Source organism: Kitasatospora sp. NPDC088783 (assembly GCF_044750705.1).
GTDB classification, from domain to species: domain Bacteria; phylum Actinomycetota; class Actinomycetes; order Streptomycetales; family Streptomycetaceae; genus Kitasatospora; species Kitasatospora fiedleri.
In genome coordinates this window covers 1-15011 of the sequence record NZ_JBIVKJ010000008.1, presented here as the reverse complement: position 1 = coordinate 15011, position 15011 = coordinate 1, and the positions used below count along the sequence as shown (strand labels likewise).

At 73.5% G+C, this 15011-nt stretch carries 10 protein-coding genes and 1 pseudogene; 6 read left to right on the top strand and 5 right to left on the bottom strand.

Translation table 11 applies throughout. The features are described from left to right. The first annotated feature begins 187 nt into the window (after positions 1–187). Positions 188–949 carry an alpha/beta hydrolase family protein gene (locus ACIP60_RS22245; RefSeq protein ID WP_400687051.1) on the top strand — a complete coding sequence of 254 codons (762 nt, stop codon included), beginning with the start codon at positions 188–190 and terminating at the stop codon, positions 947–949. Positions 950–980: 31 nt separating this feature from the next. Here the strand turns inward: ACIP60_RS22245 and ACIP60_RS22240 are convergent, their stop codons facing one another. The 4 genes from ACIP60_RS22240 to ACIP60_RS22225 all read right to left on the bottom strand — a co-directional run bounded on the left by ACIP60_RS22240 (position 981) and on the right by ACIP60_RS22225 (position 3646). After that, positions 981–1592, bottom strand: coding sequence for a Maf family protein (locus ACIP60_RS22240; RefSeq protein WP_400687049.1), 612 nt, complete (start codon positions 1590–1592; stop codon positions 981–983). Positions 1593–1632: 40 nt separating this feature from the next. Then, on the bottom strand, positions 1633–1758 hold the full coding sequence (gene mmpB / locus ACIP60_RS22235) for a morphogenic membrane protein MmpB (RefSeq protein ID WP_255410785.1): 126 nt from the start codon (positions 1756–1758) through the stop codon (positions 1633–1635). Between the two features lie 75 nt (positions 1759–1833). Then, entirely contained in the window at positions 1834–2034 is a 201-nt protein-coding gene (locus ACIP60_RS22230; protein ID WP_100837966.1) for an acyl-CoA carboxylase subunit epsilon, read from the bottom strand. 22 nt (positions 2035–2056) lie between these two features. After that, the gene (locus tag ACIP60_RS22225; protein ID WP_400687046.1) at positions 2057–3646 is read right to left on the bottom strand and encodes an acyl-CoA carboxylase subunit beta; all 1590 of its coding nucleotides are present in this window, start codon (positions 3644–3646) and stop codon (positions 2057–2059) included. 202 nt (positions 3647–3848) lie between these two features. On the opposite strand from ACIP60_RS22225, the gene ACIP60_RS22220 reads away from it, so the two are divergent. The 3 genes and pseudogenes from ACIP60_RS22220 to ACIP60_RS22210 all read left to right on the top strand — a co-directional run. Then, positions 3849–4745 (top strand): biotin--[acetyl-CoA-carboxylase] ligase, encoded by an 897-nt coding sequence (locus ACIP60_RS22220; RefSeq protein WP_400687044.1) that lies wholly within the window; start codon positions 3849–3851, stop codon positions 4743–4745. A 197-nt stretch (positions 4746–4942) separates the two neighbouring features. Next, a complete protein-coding gene (locus tag ACIP60_RS22215) occupies positions 4943–6007 on the top strand; it encodes an adenylate/guanylate cyclase domain-containing protein (RefSeq protein WP_400687042.1) in 1065 nt (354 codons plus the stop codon). Between the two features lie 168 nt (positions 6008–6175). After that, a pseudogene (locus ACIP60_RS22210) lies at positions 6176–7321 on the top strand (diguanylate cyclase domain-containing protein); the annotation flags it as partial. 584 nt (positions 7322–7905) lie between these two features. Here the strand turns inward: ACIP60_RS22210 and ACIP60_RS22205 are convergent. After that, positions 7906–8814, bottom strand: a complete 909-nt coding sequence (locus ACIP60_RS22205; RefSeq protein ID WP_400687040.1) for an IS5 family transposase — start codon at positions 8812–8814, stop codon at positions 7906–7908. A gap of 137 nt (positions 8815–8951) precedes the next feature. Here ACIP60_RS22205 and ACIP60_RS22200 point away from each other — a divergent pair, with 137 nt between their 5' ends. Further along, entirely contained in the window at positions 8952–10484 is a 1533-nt protein-coding gene (locus ACIP60_RS22200; protein WP_400687038.1) for an esterase/lipase family protein, read from the top strand. Positions 10485–10500: 16 nt separating this feature from the next. After that, positions 10501–14901, top strand: a complete 4401-nt coding sequence (locus ACIP60_RS22195) for an AAA family ATPase (RefSeq protein WP_400687036.1) — start codon at positions 10501–10503, stop codon at positions 14899–14901. The last annotated feature ends 110 nt before the right edge of the window (positions 14902–15011 follow it).

The following is a 15011-nucleotide window of genomic DNA, read 5'->3' as shown; positions in this document are numbered from 1 at the left end:
GGGAGGGGGTGGAACTCTGCAACAGATGTACGGGCCCGGTTCTGTCCGATTCCGCACCCGGGAAGCGGACCGGAGTGCTCCGGTTCCGGCCCCGGGATAACGGAATGGTTCAGACCATTGACCCGGATCGGGCCGCTCCCTACCGTCGCAGCGACCGCGCACCACTCGCACGATTCACGGGGGAAACGTGAAGCGTCCCATGCTGTCCACCGCGCTGGCCGCGACCGCGCTGCTGCTCACCGCCTGCTCCGGCTCCGGCGGCGACGGGGGCGGGAAGGCCGACCCGGCGCCCGGCGCCACCGCCCGCACCTACGGCTGCCTCACCCGGGACCAGGCCGCCGAGGGCGCCCTCACCCTCGACGCCGGCACCGCCGGCGGCACCGACCTGGACGCCTACTACCGGGACTCCGACGCCGGACGGGCCCGGGTCGGCGTGGTCTTCTCGCACCAGGCCGACGGCTCGCTCTGCGAGTGGGTGCCGGCCCTCGACGCGTTCACCCGGGCCGGCTACGCGGTCTTCGCCTTCACCTGCACGGGTGACGTCACCGAGGGCATCAAGGCCGCCGAACGGTACTACCGGGGCAAGGGCGTCGGCGCGGTCGCCCTGGTCGGCGCCTCCAAGGGCGCCGCCGCCTCGCTGGTCGCCGCCCGGCTCGACGACAACCCGCTGCCGGTGAAGGCCGTGGTCTCGCTCAGCTCGCCCGAGGTGTACCCGCTGTTCAACGCGGCGCTCGCGGTCAAGGCGGTCAAGGCGCCGACCTACTTCGCCGCCGAACGGGGCGACTCCCCGTTCGACGCCAGCGCGCAGACCCTCTACGACGCCTCCGCCGGCGAGGACAAGCAGCTCAGGATCTACCCGGGCTCCCGCCACGGCGCCCTGCTGCTCCAGGACGGCGCGCTGCCCGACGTGCTCGCCTACCTGGGCCGGCACGCCCCCGCGACGGGTTGACGGGCCGGCGGTCCGACGGGTCGGCGGCCGCTCAGGCCCAGAGGTCGGTGATCCGCACGTCCAGCTCGGCGAGCAGGCGGCGCAGCAGCGGCAGCGACAGGCCGATCACGTTGCCGGGGTCGCCGTCGATCCCCTCCACGAACGGTGCCGACCGGCCGTCCAGGGTGAACGCCCCGGCCACGTGCAGCGGTTCGCCGGAGGCGACGTACGCGGCGACCTCGGCGTCGTCCGGCGTCCCGAACCGGACGGTGGTGGAGGCGGTCTCGGCCGCCCGCCGCCCGGTCGCGGTGTCGATCACGCAGTGGCCGGTGCGCAGCACGCCCGCGCGCCCGCGCATCGACCGCCAGCGCGCCAGCGCCTCCGCCGGGTCGGCCGGCTTGCCCAGCGCGGCGCCGTCCAGCTCCAGCACCGAGTCGCACCCGACCACCAGCGGCGGCTCGCCCGGCTCGGCGGCCAGCTCGCCCGCGACCTTCTCCGCCTTGGCCACCGCCAGCACCAGCGCCAGCTCGCCCGGCGTCGCGGCGCTCAGCGCGTCCTCGTCCACCCCGCTCACCCGCACCAGCGGGTCGAGGCCCGCCTGCCGCAGCAGGCCCAGCCGGGCGGGGGAGGCGGACGCGAGAACCAGCGGGCGGCGAGCGGTCATGGCCCCAGCCTAGTACCGCCCCGCCACGGCACCGGCCCCCCTACAGCAGCACCAGGGCCGCCCCCGCGAGCGCCAGCAGCGCGAGCACCAGCGCCGTCCGCCGCAGCCGGCACAGCACCTCGCGGGCCTCTTGCGACGGCTCGTCGCGGGGGTCTGACCAGAGCACCCCACCACCCTGCAACGCGCGCCGGGCGCGGCGCCTGAGTATCCGTACTCACTCCGCCGCGCCCGGCGCCCCGGTTCACCGGGGCCAGAGGCTGGTGCGCCAGGCGTGCGGGCCCGGGGCGGGCAGGGGGCGGGGGGTGCGGGTGGTCCAGGCGGTGGCCGGGCCGGCGGCCGGGGCGGCGGCGGCCCCGGTCGCGGCCCGGGATTGGACCACCGCCAGGACGGTGGCCAGCTCCTCGGGGGTCGGCTGGCCGTGCAGCACCTGAATGGGGCTCATCGCGCGGGTTTCCCTTCGGTGGTCAGAGCGGGATGTTGCCGTGCTTCTTGGGCGGCAGCGACTCCCGCTTGCCGCGCAGCGCCCGCAGGCCGCGGACGATGTGCCGCCGGGTCTCGCTGGGGGCGATGACCGCGTCGACGTAGCCGCGCTCGGCGGCCAGGTACGGGTTGAGCAGGGTGTCCTCGTAGGAGGCGAGGAGTTCGGCGCGGCGCTCCTCGCCGAGGCCCTCGGCCTCGGCGGCGGCGATCTCGCGGCGGTGCAGGATGTTGACCGCGCCCTGCGCGCCCATCACGGCGATCTGGGCGGTCGGCCAGGCCAGGTTGATGTCGGCGCCCAGGTGCTTGGAGCCCATCACGTCGTACGCGCCGCCGAACGCCTTGCGGGTGATGACGGTGATCAGCGGCACGGTGGCCTCCGCGTAGGCGAAGATCAGCTTGGCGCCGCGCCGGATGATGCCGTCCCACTCCTGGCCGGTGCCGGGCAGGAAGCCGGGCACGTCGACGAAGGTCAGCACCGGGATGTTGAAGGCGTCGCAGGTGCGCACGAAGCGGGCGGCCTTCTCGCTGGCGGCGATGTCCAGGCAGCCGGCCAGGTCCATCGGCTGGTTGCCGACCACGCCGACCGGGTGGCCCTCGACCCGGCCGAAGCCGATCACGATGTTGCCCGCGTACAGCGGCTGGACCTCCAGGAAGTCGCCGTCGTCCAGGACGTGCTCGATCACCCGGCGGATGTCGTACGGCTGGTTCGCCGAGTCCGGGACGATGGTGTCGAGTTCGAGGTCCGCCGCGGTGATCTCCAGGTCGGCCCGCTCGGGGTAGGCCGGCGGGTCGGAGAGGTTGTTGGAGGGCAGGTACGAGAGCAGGCTCTTGACGTACTCGACGGCCTCCTTCTCGTCGGCGGCCAGGTAGTGCGCGTTGCCGGACTTGGTGTTGTGGGTGCGGGCGCCGCCCAGCTCCTCCATGTCGACGCTCTCGCCGGTGACCGTCCTGATCACGTCCGGCCCGGTGATGAACATGTGCGAGGTCTGGTCGGCCATCACCACGAAGTCGGTCACCGCGGGGGAGTAGACCGCGCCGCCCGCGCACGGGCCCATGATCAGCGAGATCTGCGGGATCACGCCGGAGGCGTGCACGTTGCGCCGGAAGATCTCGCCGTACAGGCCGAGCGAGACCACGCCCTCCTGGATCCGGGCGCCGCCGGAGTCGTTGATCCCGATCATCGGACAGCCGGTCTTCAGCGCGAAGTCCATCACCTTGACGATCTTCTCGCCGAACACCTCGCCGAGCGAGCCGCCGAAGACCGTGAAGTCCTGGGCGAACACCGCGACCTGGCGGCCGTCCACGGTGCCGTAGCCGGTCACCACGCCGTCGCCGTACGGGCGGTTCTTCTCCTGGCCGAAGTTGGTGGAGCGGTGCCGGGCGAACTCGTCGAACTCCACGAAGGAGTCCTCGTCCAGCAGCTCCGCGATCCGCTCACGGGCCGTCAGCTTGCCCTTGGCGTGCTGCTTCTCCACGGCCGCGGCCGAGCCGGAGTGCACCGCCTCGTCGATCCGCCGGCGCAGGTCGGCGAGCTTCCCGGCGGTGGTGTGCGGGTCCTGCGGTGCCTGGGTCATGTCCGGTGGCTCTCCCTGCGTCCTCGGCCGCCGGCCCGGCGCGTGAGGGTTGCGGGCAGGGCGGCGCTGCGGTCTACCGTGCAGTAGCGTAACCAGCGCGGGCGGGCGCGGGGTTATGGCCATCGACACATCGCTCCCCCTGCCCGTTCTGCGGGACGATGATGCGGCGTGCGTCGTCCCGGAACCGATCTAGGCTGGCCCGGTGACCACTCCCGACCGCCCTCGCCCCCGCCGCTCCGGCCTGCGCGGCTTCGGCCACGACGGCCCCTCCCCGTGGACCGACCTGGAGCGTCCGCCGCTGGACGAGCGGGCCCTGCGGCTCGACCTGGTGCGTCCCGGGGCGCTGTGGACCTCACTCGATGTGGTGAGCGAGACCGGCTCCACCAACGCCGACCTCGCCGCCCGGGCCGCGGCGGGCGCGCCCGAGGGCGCCGTCCTGGTCGCCGAGTCGCAGCACGCCGGCCGCGGCCGGCTGGACCGCCGCTGGACCGCCCCGGCCCGCTCCGGGCTGTTCCTGTCGGTGCTGCTGCGCCCGCGGGGGGTGCCGGCGGAGCGCTACGGCTGGCTGCCGATCCTGGTCGGCACCGCGGTCTCCGCCACCCTCGACCGGGTCGCCGACCTGCGCACCGGCCTGAAGTGGCCCAACGACCTGCAGACCGTCGTCGACGGGCGGGAGCGCAAGCTCGGCGGCATCCTCACCGAGCTGTCCGGCGGCGCGGTGGTCGCCGGGATCGGCCTGAACGTCTCGCTGCGCGCGGACGAGCTGCCCGTCCCCACCGCGACCTCGCTGGCGCTGGCCGGCGCCGGCACCACCGACCGGTCGACCCTGCTGCGCGGCGTGCTGCGCGAGTTCGCCGAGCTGTACGGCGAGTGGACGGCCGCCGCCGGCGACCCGCACGCCAGCGGCCTGCTGCCCGCGTACACCGCCCGCTGCACCACGCTGAACCGGCCGGTGAGGGTCCAGCTGCCCGGGGAGCGCGAACTGCTCGGCGAGGCCGTCGCGGTGGACGGCGACGGCCGCCTGGTGGTCCGCACCCCCGACGGGGTCCGGCACCCGGTGGCCGCCGGGGACGTGGTGCACGTGCGCCCGCGGGGTTGAGCCGGGGCCGGGCGCGGCGGTCTCACCCTGCGGGACCGTCCGCCCGGCTGCCGGGCGGATGCTCCGGATTACGCGATTCCGTGCGAACATTCCACCTGGCAGCGGTGTGAGGCTCGCCACTACCCCCGCGGTGGTCGCGTGCCCGCACCTCAAGGACGGCAAGACACAAGTGCGGCTGGCCGCACGGGGACGGACCGGTGACAGACAACGGCGGCGCCACGACGGGCTCCGGCAACGGCGCGACGGACGAGACCACCGTCGCCACCGACCTGGAGCGGCTGATCCTCGACGCGCCGCGCAAGTACACCCCGTACCAGGCCGCCCGCGCCGCGGAGGTCCCGATGGACCTCGCCACCCGGTTCTGGCGCGCCATGGGCTTCCCCGACATCGGCCAGTCCCGCGCCCTCACCGACAACGACGTGATCGCGCTGCGCCGGCTGGCCGGCCTGATCGAGTCCGGGCTGCTCAGCGAACCGATGGCGATCCAGGTCGCCCGCTCCACCGGCCAGACCACCGCCCGGCTGGCCGGCTGGCAGATGGACACCTTCCTGGACAACCTCACCCAGCCCGTCGAACCCGGGATGACCCGCTCCGACGTCGCCTACCCGCTGGTCGAGCTGCTGCTGCCCGAGCTGGAGCAGTTCCTGGTGTACGTCTGGCGCCGCCAGCTCGCCGCCGTCACCGGCCGGGTGGTCGCCTCCGCCGAGGACCACGAGGTCACCTCCGGGCGGCTCGCCGTCGCCTTCGCCGACCTGGTCGGCTTCACCCGGCTCTCCCGCCGGCTGGAGGAGGAGGAGCTCGGCGAACTCGTCGAGGGCTTCGAGAACACCTGCTCCGACCTGATCGCCGGGCAGGGCGGCCGGGTGGTCAAGACGCTCGGCGACGAGATCCTGTTCGTCTCCGAGGACCCGGCCACCGTCGCCGAGATCGCCCTCTCCCTGGTCGAGACGCTCGCCAAGGAGGACAACATGCCCGCGCTGCGGGTCGGCATGGCCTTCGGCACCGTCACCTCGCGGATGGGCGACGTCTTCGGCACCACCGTCAACCTGGCCTCCCGGCTCACCTCGATCGCCCCCAAGGACGCCGTCCTGGTCGACGGCGAACTCGCCGCCGCGCTCGAACAGAACGGCACCGCGCACCTGCCCGAGACCGCGCCCGGCCCGGGCCACCGCTTCCACCTCCAGCCGATGTGGCGCCGCCCGGTCCGCGGCCTCGGCCTGGTCGAGCCCTGGCTGCTCACCCGGGTGCCCGCCGCCGACTGAGGTTCGAGCCTCGGGCGCAAACGGTGCGTACCGCCCTAGTCTGGGTAGAAGTGCCCCACGGGTAGGGAGAGGTCAACGGTGAGCGAGGCGACCATGGACGAGCAGGCCTCGTTCGAGGCGGCGGCCCCCGACCTGCGGCTGCAGGCCGTGGTGGAACTCGCCCAGGACATGGCGGGCGCGCTGACCCCGCTGGAGGCGGTCCGGGCCGCCGCCGCCCGGGCCGTCTCCGCGCTCGGCGCCACGATGGCCGCCGTCTCGGTCTGGGACCGCGAGTCCGGGCGGCTGCGGGTGCTGGTCAACCACGGCGAACTCGCCCCCGGCGAGGAGGAGTTGCCCGAGGACGAGTCGTACCCCGTCGCCGACTTCCCGGAGATCGTCACCTACCTGGAGGAGCACTGGAGCACCGGCCGGCTGCCGCGCGCCTGGATCCAGACCGCCGAGGACGTCGGCCCGCACACCGGCCACCGGCCCCCCGGCTCCGGCGCCTTCTGCCGCCAGCGCGCGGCCGGACTGCGGCGGCGCGGGCGCGGCTGCTGCCTGGTCGCGCCGATCGTCCTGCACGGCCAGGCCTGGGGCGAGCTCTACCTGGCCCGCGGCACCGGCATGCCGGTCTTCACCGACCCGGACGCCGAGTACGCCACCCTGCTGGCCGCCCAGGTCTCGGCCGGGCTGGCCCAGACCGAGCGGGTCGCCGACCTGCGCCGCCTCGCCTTCACCGACGCACTCACCGGCCTGGCCAACCGCCGCGCCGTCGACGCCCGCCTCGACGAGGCGCTCAAGGCCCACACCCGGGACGGCGCGGTGGTCTCCCTGGTGGTCTGCGACGTCAACGGGCTCAAGCGGGTCAACGACCAGCTCGGCCACGAGATGGGCGACCGCCTGCTCGAACGCTTCGCCCACCAGCTCTCGCTGTCCGCCGCGAAGCTCCCCGGCAGCCTGGCCGCCCGGCTCGGCGGCGACGAGTTCTGCCTGCTCGCCGAGGGCCAGTCGGCCGACGAGGTGGTCGCCGTCGCCGAGGAACTCTGCGTCCGCGCCCTGGAGTTGACCGACGGTGAGGGCGTCGCCTGCGGCATCGCCTCCACCGGCGACTCGATCGGCCCGGTCACCACCCCCGACCGGCTGTTCCGGCTCGCCGACGCCGCCCAGTACCGGGCCAAGGCCGGGCGGGCCGCCCACCCCGTGGTGGCCGGCCGCAGCCACGGCCCCGCGTACGCCCCCGACCCGACGGTGCTGCTCGCCGACGCCGCCGACCCGCAGCAGCAGCGCAAGGCCCCCGCCGGGCGGACCGGCGGGGAGCGCCGCCGCTTCCGCGGCGCCGCGCACAGCGCCGACCCCGGGCAGCTGCTCGCCGCCGTCCTCGGCTCGCTCGACCAGGGCGGCCCGACGCACCCGGCCGACACCCTCGGGCGGCTCGCGCTGGTCGCCGAGACCGCCTCCCGGCTGCTCAACGCCGTCGGCTGGTGGATCTCCTACGTCCCGCCCGGCTCCTGCCTGATGCGCACCGCCCGGCACGCGGTCTACCGGATGACCGGCGGCCCGGCCTCCGCCCGGGCCCAGACCCAGCGGGCCCAGATCGAGGCCCCCGACGCGGTCTTCGACCTCCGCCACTACCCCCTCACCTCGCGCGCCGTCACCGGCGGCTCCTTCACCCTGCGGGTCGGCACGCCCGGCAACGACGCCGCCGAGGAGGCGGTCATGGTGGTCTCCGGCTACCGGGCGATGGCCGCCGCCGGCGGCAGCAACCCGGCCGGCGGCTGGCTGCTCGAACTCTTCGCGGACGAGTCGACCCTCCCGCTCACCCAGACCGCCCCCGCCCTGCGCGCCCTGGTCGCCGTGGCCCTCGCCGGGCCCTGCTCGCCGCCGCCCGCCTAGGCTCCCGCTAGGCACTGTCCTGGCGATCACGGGCGGAGCCAGATGATGAGGGCTGCCGCGGTGATAGTGCCAAGGTAGACGTAGGCGCGTTTGTCGAACCTCGCGGCGACGGCGCGGAAAGCCTTGAGCCTGTTGATCGCTCGTTCGACGGTGTTGCGTTTCTTGTAGCGGTCGTGGTCGAAGCCTGGCGGCCGACCACCGGCACTGCCGCTTCGGCTCCGGTTGGCTGCTTGGTCAGCCTTTTCCGGAATGACGTGCCGGATGCCGCGTCTGCGCAGGTAGTGGCGTGCACGTCGGTTGGAGTAGCCCTTGTCGGCGCTGACGCTGTCCGGCGTGGTGCGAGGTCTGCCAGTGGTGAGCCTCGGGACGCGGATCTTTTCCATGACCGGCTCGAACTGGGTGCAGTCGGCGCGCTGCCCCGGTGTGATGACCAGCAAGAGGATTCGGCAGTGGCCGTCGGCGCTCAGGTGGATCTTAGTTGTGAAGCCGCCGCGCGAGCGGCCGAGCGCCTCGCCCGCAGCTCCGCCGCCTCCCGCCGGCCGCTCGACCGTGGCCCGGCCGGTGCGGCCTGTCCCTGGTACAGACGGCGGAGTGCGCCGGGCGCCTGCGGCATGGTGGCGCGCGCGTACGACCATCGAGTCGACCGAGATGTCCCAGTCGATGCTTCCGGAAGCGTCCTCCTGGGCCTGGATCCGCTCCAGGAGCAGTTGCCACGTACCGTCCGCCGACCAGCGCCTGTGCCTCTCGTGCGCGGTCTTCCACGGGCCGTACCGCTCGGGGAGGTCCCGCCACGGAACACCGGTGCGGATGCGGTGCAGCACCCCGTTCACCACCTGCCGGTGATCGCGCCACCGCCCGCACCGCCCGCTGCTCACCGGCAGCAGCGGCTCGATCCGCTCCCACTGGGCATTGGTCAGCTCACCCCTGTATTCCACAGCACTGTCAACGCCTCGGGCCGGCTCCCCGGGTGGCGAGCCGGCGAGGGAGTCGCCGCAACGCAGAGCGGCCGGACGGCGGGATTCTTTGTGGAAGCCCGGGTTCGGACGGGTGTGCTGCTCTATCGTCGGACGGCATGGGGATGGTGGGGGCTGACGGGTGGGGGCGCGGGGCGGCGTTCACGGGGGTGGTGCCGGTGTTCGGCGACCGGACCCGGGATGCGTGCGTGGTGGTCCCGGGGATCATGGGCAGTGTCCTGGAGGACGCGGCGACGGGCCGCCCTCTGTGGGGTGTCGACCTCGCGACGCTGACCGGTGCGCTGAGCGGTGACGCCCTGTTCACCGCCCTGCGCGCGGAGGCCCAGGAACAGGAAGCTGATGCGGACACGGCCCGGCGGGCGCCGCTGACCCGCGTCCGGGCGACCGCTCTACTGGCCAGGCCGTGGTGGCTACCCGTCTTCGAGGGTCTCGACCCCTACACCGACGCGGTCACGGCTCTGCGGCAGGTCACGACGGCGCCGGAGGCGGTGGTGCCCTTCCCCTACGACTGGCGCCTGGCGGTGTCCTATAACGGCGCGCTGCTGGCCCGCGCGGCCAACGCGCATCTGGAGCGGTGGCGTCAGCGGGTCGCCGCCGCACCCGAATGGGCGGCGGCGGGCGGGAGCCGGCCGCGGCTGGTATTCGTGGCGCACTCGATGGGCGGGCTGGTGGTGCGGGCCGCACTGGAACAGGACCCGGAACTCGCGGCCGACACCCGGGCCGTGGTCACCGTCGGTACGCCGTTCCTCGGTTCGGCGAAGTCCGTCTTGGCCCTGAACCTTCTGCATGCTCAGGCGAAGCCGAACCGGTTGGTGCGACGGGTGCAGGAGATGGCGGCGACCTTGCCCGGCGTTCACGACCTGCTGCCCGGCTACCGCTGCCTGGACCTGGGCCTGGACGTGGAGCGCCTGACCCCAGCGGACGTAGCCCGGTTCGGCGGCGATGCGGATCTGGCCGCCCGCTCCCTGGACGGGCACGCACGCCATCGCTGGGAAGGGTTCGTCCTACCGGGGCACCGAGCGGTCATCGGCGAGGCCCAGCCCACCGTCCAGACCCTCGAAGAACAGCGGGCGGGCGGTGCGGCCGTCGTCGCGGGTCGCCGGCACGCCTTCGACGTCGAGGAGGACGGCGAACTGGTCCGCGATCCGACCACCGGCATCCCGGCCCGCCGCGACGCCTCCGGCGACGGCACCGTCCACCTGCCCTCCGCCCGTACCGGCACCGAGGCCGTCACCTACGTCTACGGCCAGCACGGCACCCTGATGCGCCACGACGAGGTACTGCGGCAGATCCGCCGCATCGCCCTGGAACGCCCCCAAGGCGTGCACCTCGGCGGTGACGGCACCGGACCCGGCCTGCAGACCCCCGAGCTCGGCGGAGTCCTCGGGGTGCCGCTCACCCTCACCGCCACCGGCCTGGACTCCCCGGCCGGCGTCACGTTGAGCGTGCACTCCGCCACCACCGGCCGCCCCGGCCACCCCATGACCCTGCGCCGGGACCCGGAGCGGGCCGACGGCGCCCTGTCGGCCCATTTCACCGCTGAGGTCCCGGACCTGTACCGGGTGGTCCTGGACACTGGCCGCCACACCCCCCTCACCCAGCTCGTCCTCGTCACCGAACCCGACGCCTGAGACCCACTGACCTGCCATGGCCGATCCCAACACCCCCGCCCCGCCGCCGCACCCGACCCACGGCGACACCAGCCCCCAGGAGCCCGAACCGCTTCCCGGGGGCGGCGTCGAGCTGTTCCCGGTCAACTTCACCGCCTACCAGCACCCCTACTTGCCCGACCTGGACACCGAGCGGCACGTACGGGAGATCGCCGACCTCCTCGCCCCCTACCGCGCGCGCACCACCGCGTGGGCGGTGCCGGCCGACAAGCGCGACCGGCAGGCCGTCGAAGACCGTCTGGCCCTCTGGTCCGACCCGACGCACCCGCCCGGCCGGAACACGGTGCTGTACTGGGTCGGCCACGGCAGCGCCGGCCACCTCGCCCACCACCGCACACCCGCGCCGATCACCAACGGCGTCACACCCGCCGACATCGCGCAGGCCATCGGCAGCCGCCAGCTCCACCCCGACAACGCCGACACCTGGGCGATCGTCGTCCTGGACGCCTGCTTCTCCCAAGACTTCGCCAGAGCAGTCCACCTCGAACTCTTCACCCACCACCGCGGCGCCGACCGCTACCTGCTGCTGTCCACCGCCGCCCAGGGCCCCGCCGAACTCGGCACCCTCACCCGCGCCCTCCGCAGGGCCCTGCACGTCACCTTCCCCGCCCAGCCCGCCATCGGCCTGCTCACCCTCGGACGCCACCTGGCCACCGAACTGGGCGGCTTCGTCGACGACCTCACCCTCGACGACCACCGCGACCAACTCGTCAACCAGAGCGCGAACGCCGCGGCCGCGATCTCCGCTCCCTTGGACCAGATCGCCGAACTCCAAGCCGTCATCGACCAGCTCCCCGCCGACGAACAGCGCCACTTCCTGCCCAAAGCATCCGGCGCCGAACTCGGCGAACTCGCCTGGTACTTCCACGGCCGCAGCCTGCAACGCGACCAGATCCTGCGCTGGCTGGCCACCGCCACCCACGGCACCCTCATCGTCACCGGCCCCGCCGGCGCCGGCAAATCCGCGCTCCTGGGCCACGTCCTGCTGCACACCAACACCCGCCTATACGACATCCTCACCCGCCACGGCCACCTCACCCCTCTGCCGCCCGGCACTCCCCGCCCCGACGACCCCTTCGACCTCACCGCTCACCTCGCCGGCCTCACCCCCGCCCGAACCTTCCACCTCATCGCAGCGGCAGCCGGCCTGCCCGACCTCGCCCAGCAGGCCACCGAAGGCCGTCCCCCCGCCGATCTCACCACCCGCCTCCTGGCCGCACTGCGCGCCCGCGACAAGCCGCTGACCCTGCTGCTCGACGCCCTCGACGAAGCCGACCAACCCCTCGTCATCGCCGACCAGATCCTGCGCCCCCTCGCCGCCCTCCCCCAGGTCCGCATCATGGTCGGCACCCGCCGCTCCACCCGCGAAGGCCCCGACCAGCCCACCCCGACCGACACCGACCTCCTCGACGCCCTCCACCCCCACCCGGCCGCAACCGGCACCCCCCAAGCGGCCGGCCCGCAGCGTGTCGAGGTCACCCAGGACCCGGAGGCCCTGGCCGGATACCTGAACGCCAAACTCCACGCCGCCAAACGCCGCGGCACCCTCCACGCCGACGAGGCGGCCATCGCCGACGCCGTGCACCGCCTGGTCACCGACAACCAGCACGGCAGCGCCGAACCCCAGCACTTCCTCTACGTCCGCCTCGCCGCCCACGAAATCCTCGCCGACCCCGACCTCCTCACCGACCCCACCCCCTTGATCGGCCGCACCCACCGCCAGCTCTTCACCTACGCCCTCCAGCGCCTTGACCGCACCGATGCCCGCTACACCCCCCTCCTGCGCGCCCTCGGCCTCGCCCAAGGCCGCGGCCTACCCGACCAGGACGGCATCTGGGCCACCGCCGCCGACGCCCTCACCCCCGACGCGGGCGACACCCATGCCGCCATCGCCCCTCTGGTCCGCGACGCCGCCCCCTACCTCGCCCTCGACCACGAAAGCGGCCAGAGCGTCTACCGCCTCGCACACCGCACCTTCACCGAACACTTCACCACCGCAGCCCACACCCCCACCGCCCACGCCCACATCACCCGCGCCCTCACTGCCCACACCCACCAAACCCTCATGTCCCACGGCACCACCCCGCGGCCCCAGGACGTCAACTCCTACACCCGCCGCCACCTCACCACCCACGCACGCCTCGGCCACACCGCCGGAGCCCTGCACACCCTCGCCGACCACGTCGACGTCCTCGACACCCTCGACCTCACCACCATCATCACCAACGCCTTCCACGGAAGCCTCGACCCCAACGACCTGCCACCCGCCCTCGCCGGCACCATCCTCCTCCAGCACCACGCCCAGCAGACCGACACCGACCCACCGGACCACGACACACTCGCCTGGCGGCGATGGTGGCGCCGACTCGGCACCACCTACATCCAAGGCACCCCGCCTCCACCTGAAACCCACAGCAGCCTCCAAACCTGGCCCCCCACCCTCACCACCGGCACCGTCCGCCGCCGCCAGCTCCACCTCGAACTCACCGGCCACACCGGCGGGATAAGGGCGGTTGAGGCGTTCACCGCGCCCGACGGCACCCCCCGCCTCGCCACCGTCGGCAACGACCGAACGGTGCGAGTCTGGGACCCCACCACCGGGACACAGGCCGGTGAGCCCCTCGTCGACCACACCGGCTGGGTGAATACGGTGACGGCGTTCACCGCGCCCGACGGCACCCCCCGCCTCGCCACCACCGGCCTGGTCGCGCCGGTAAGGATCTGGAACCCCGCCACCGGTATCCAGGACGGCCCACCCTTCACCGGCGACACCGGCGGGATAAGGGCGGTGGCGGCATTCACCGCGCCCGACGGCACCCCCCGCCTCGCCACCGTCGGCAACGGCAGGACGATGCGGATCTGGGACCCCACCACCGGCACCCAAGTCGTGGAGTTCCTCACCGGCCACACCAACGGGGTGATGGCGTTCACCGCGCCCGACGGCACCCCCCGCCTGGCCACCGCCGCCAGCGACGGGACGATGCGGATCTGGGACCCCACCACCGGCACCCAAGTCGTGGAGTTCCTCACCGGCCACACCGGCGAGGTGGCGGCGGTGGCGGCGTTCACCGCGCCCGACGGCACCCCCCGCCTGGCCACCGCCGGCATCGACGGGACGATGCGGATCTGGGACCCCACCACCCATGCCCAGGTCGGCGAGCCCCTGGCCGGCCACACCGGCAGGGTGTATGCGATGACGGCGTTCACCGCACCCGACGGCACTCCCCGCCTGGCCACCACCAGCAACGAAGAGACAGTGCGGATCTGGGACCCCGCCACCGGCACCCAGGACGTGGAGTTCCTGACCGGCCATTTCGGCTGGGTGAGAATGGCAACCTTCACCGCGCCCGACGGCACCCCCCGCCTGGCCACCGCCGGCGAGGACCAGACGGTACGGGTCTGGGGCCCCGCCACCATTACCCGGGTCGGCGAGCCGTACGTCGGCCATACCGGCACGGTGAGGGCGGTGGCGGCGTTCACCGCGCCCGATGGCACTCCCCGCCTGGCCACGGCCGGCGAGGACCAGACGGTGCGGGTCTGGGACCCCGCCACCGGCACCCAGGACGGCGAATCCCTGATCGGCCACACCAGCGATGTGACTGCTGTGGCGGCGTTCACCGCGCCCGACGGCACCCCCCGCCTCGCCACCACCAGCAACGACCAGACGGTGCGGATCTGGAACCCCGCCACCGGCACCCAGGACGGCGAGCCCCTCGCCAGATCCACCGGCTGGACGACGCCGGTGGCGGCGTTCACCGCACCCGACGGCACCCCCCGCCTCGCCACCACCACCCACAGCGAAGCAGTGCGGATCTGGAATCCTGCCACCCACGCCCCGGAAGGCTTGGCACTCAAAGGCCACACGAGGTTCATAACGGCGATTGCGGCGTTCACCGCACCTGACGGCACCCCCCGCCTCGCCACCACCAGCGACGACCGGACAGTTCGAGTCTGGGACCCTGCTACCGACACCCAAGTCGGCCAGCCCTTGACCGGCCACACCGGCAGGGTGAACGCGGTGGCGGCGTTCACCGCGCCCGACGGCACCACCCGCCTCGCCACCACCGCCAGCGACGACCGGGCGGTGCGGATCTGGAACCCTGCCACCGGCGCCCAGGTCGGTGAGCACCTGACCGGCCACACCGGCAGGGTGAACGCGGTGGCGGCGTTCACCGCGCCCGACGGCACCACCCGCCTCGCCACCGCCGGCGACGACCAAACGGTGCGGATCTGGAACCCCGCTAACACAGCAGCACACACGCTGCCTCTGGCAGACCGGGTCCACACACTCACGGAACTCCGCGGACTGCTCATCGCAGGAACCGACTCGGGCTACCTCGCGATCGACATATCGTCCGTACCCATCGACATAGCATGATCGCCAGGACAGCTCCTAGTGTCCTGAGTCGGAGATTCGGTGGCAGTAGGCAGCGACCTTGTCGAGGATTTCGTCGGCGGTCTTGGTCCAGATGAACGGTCTGGGGTGGT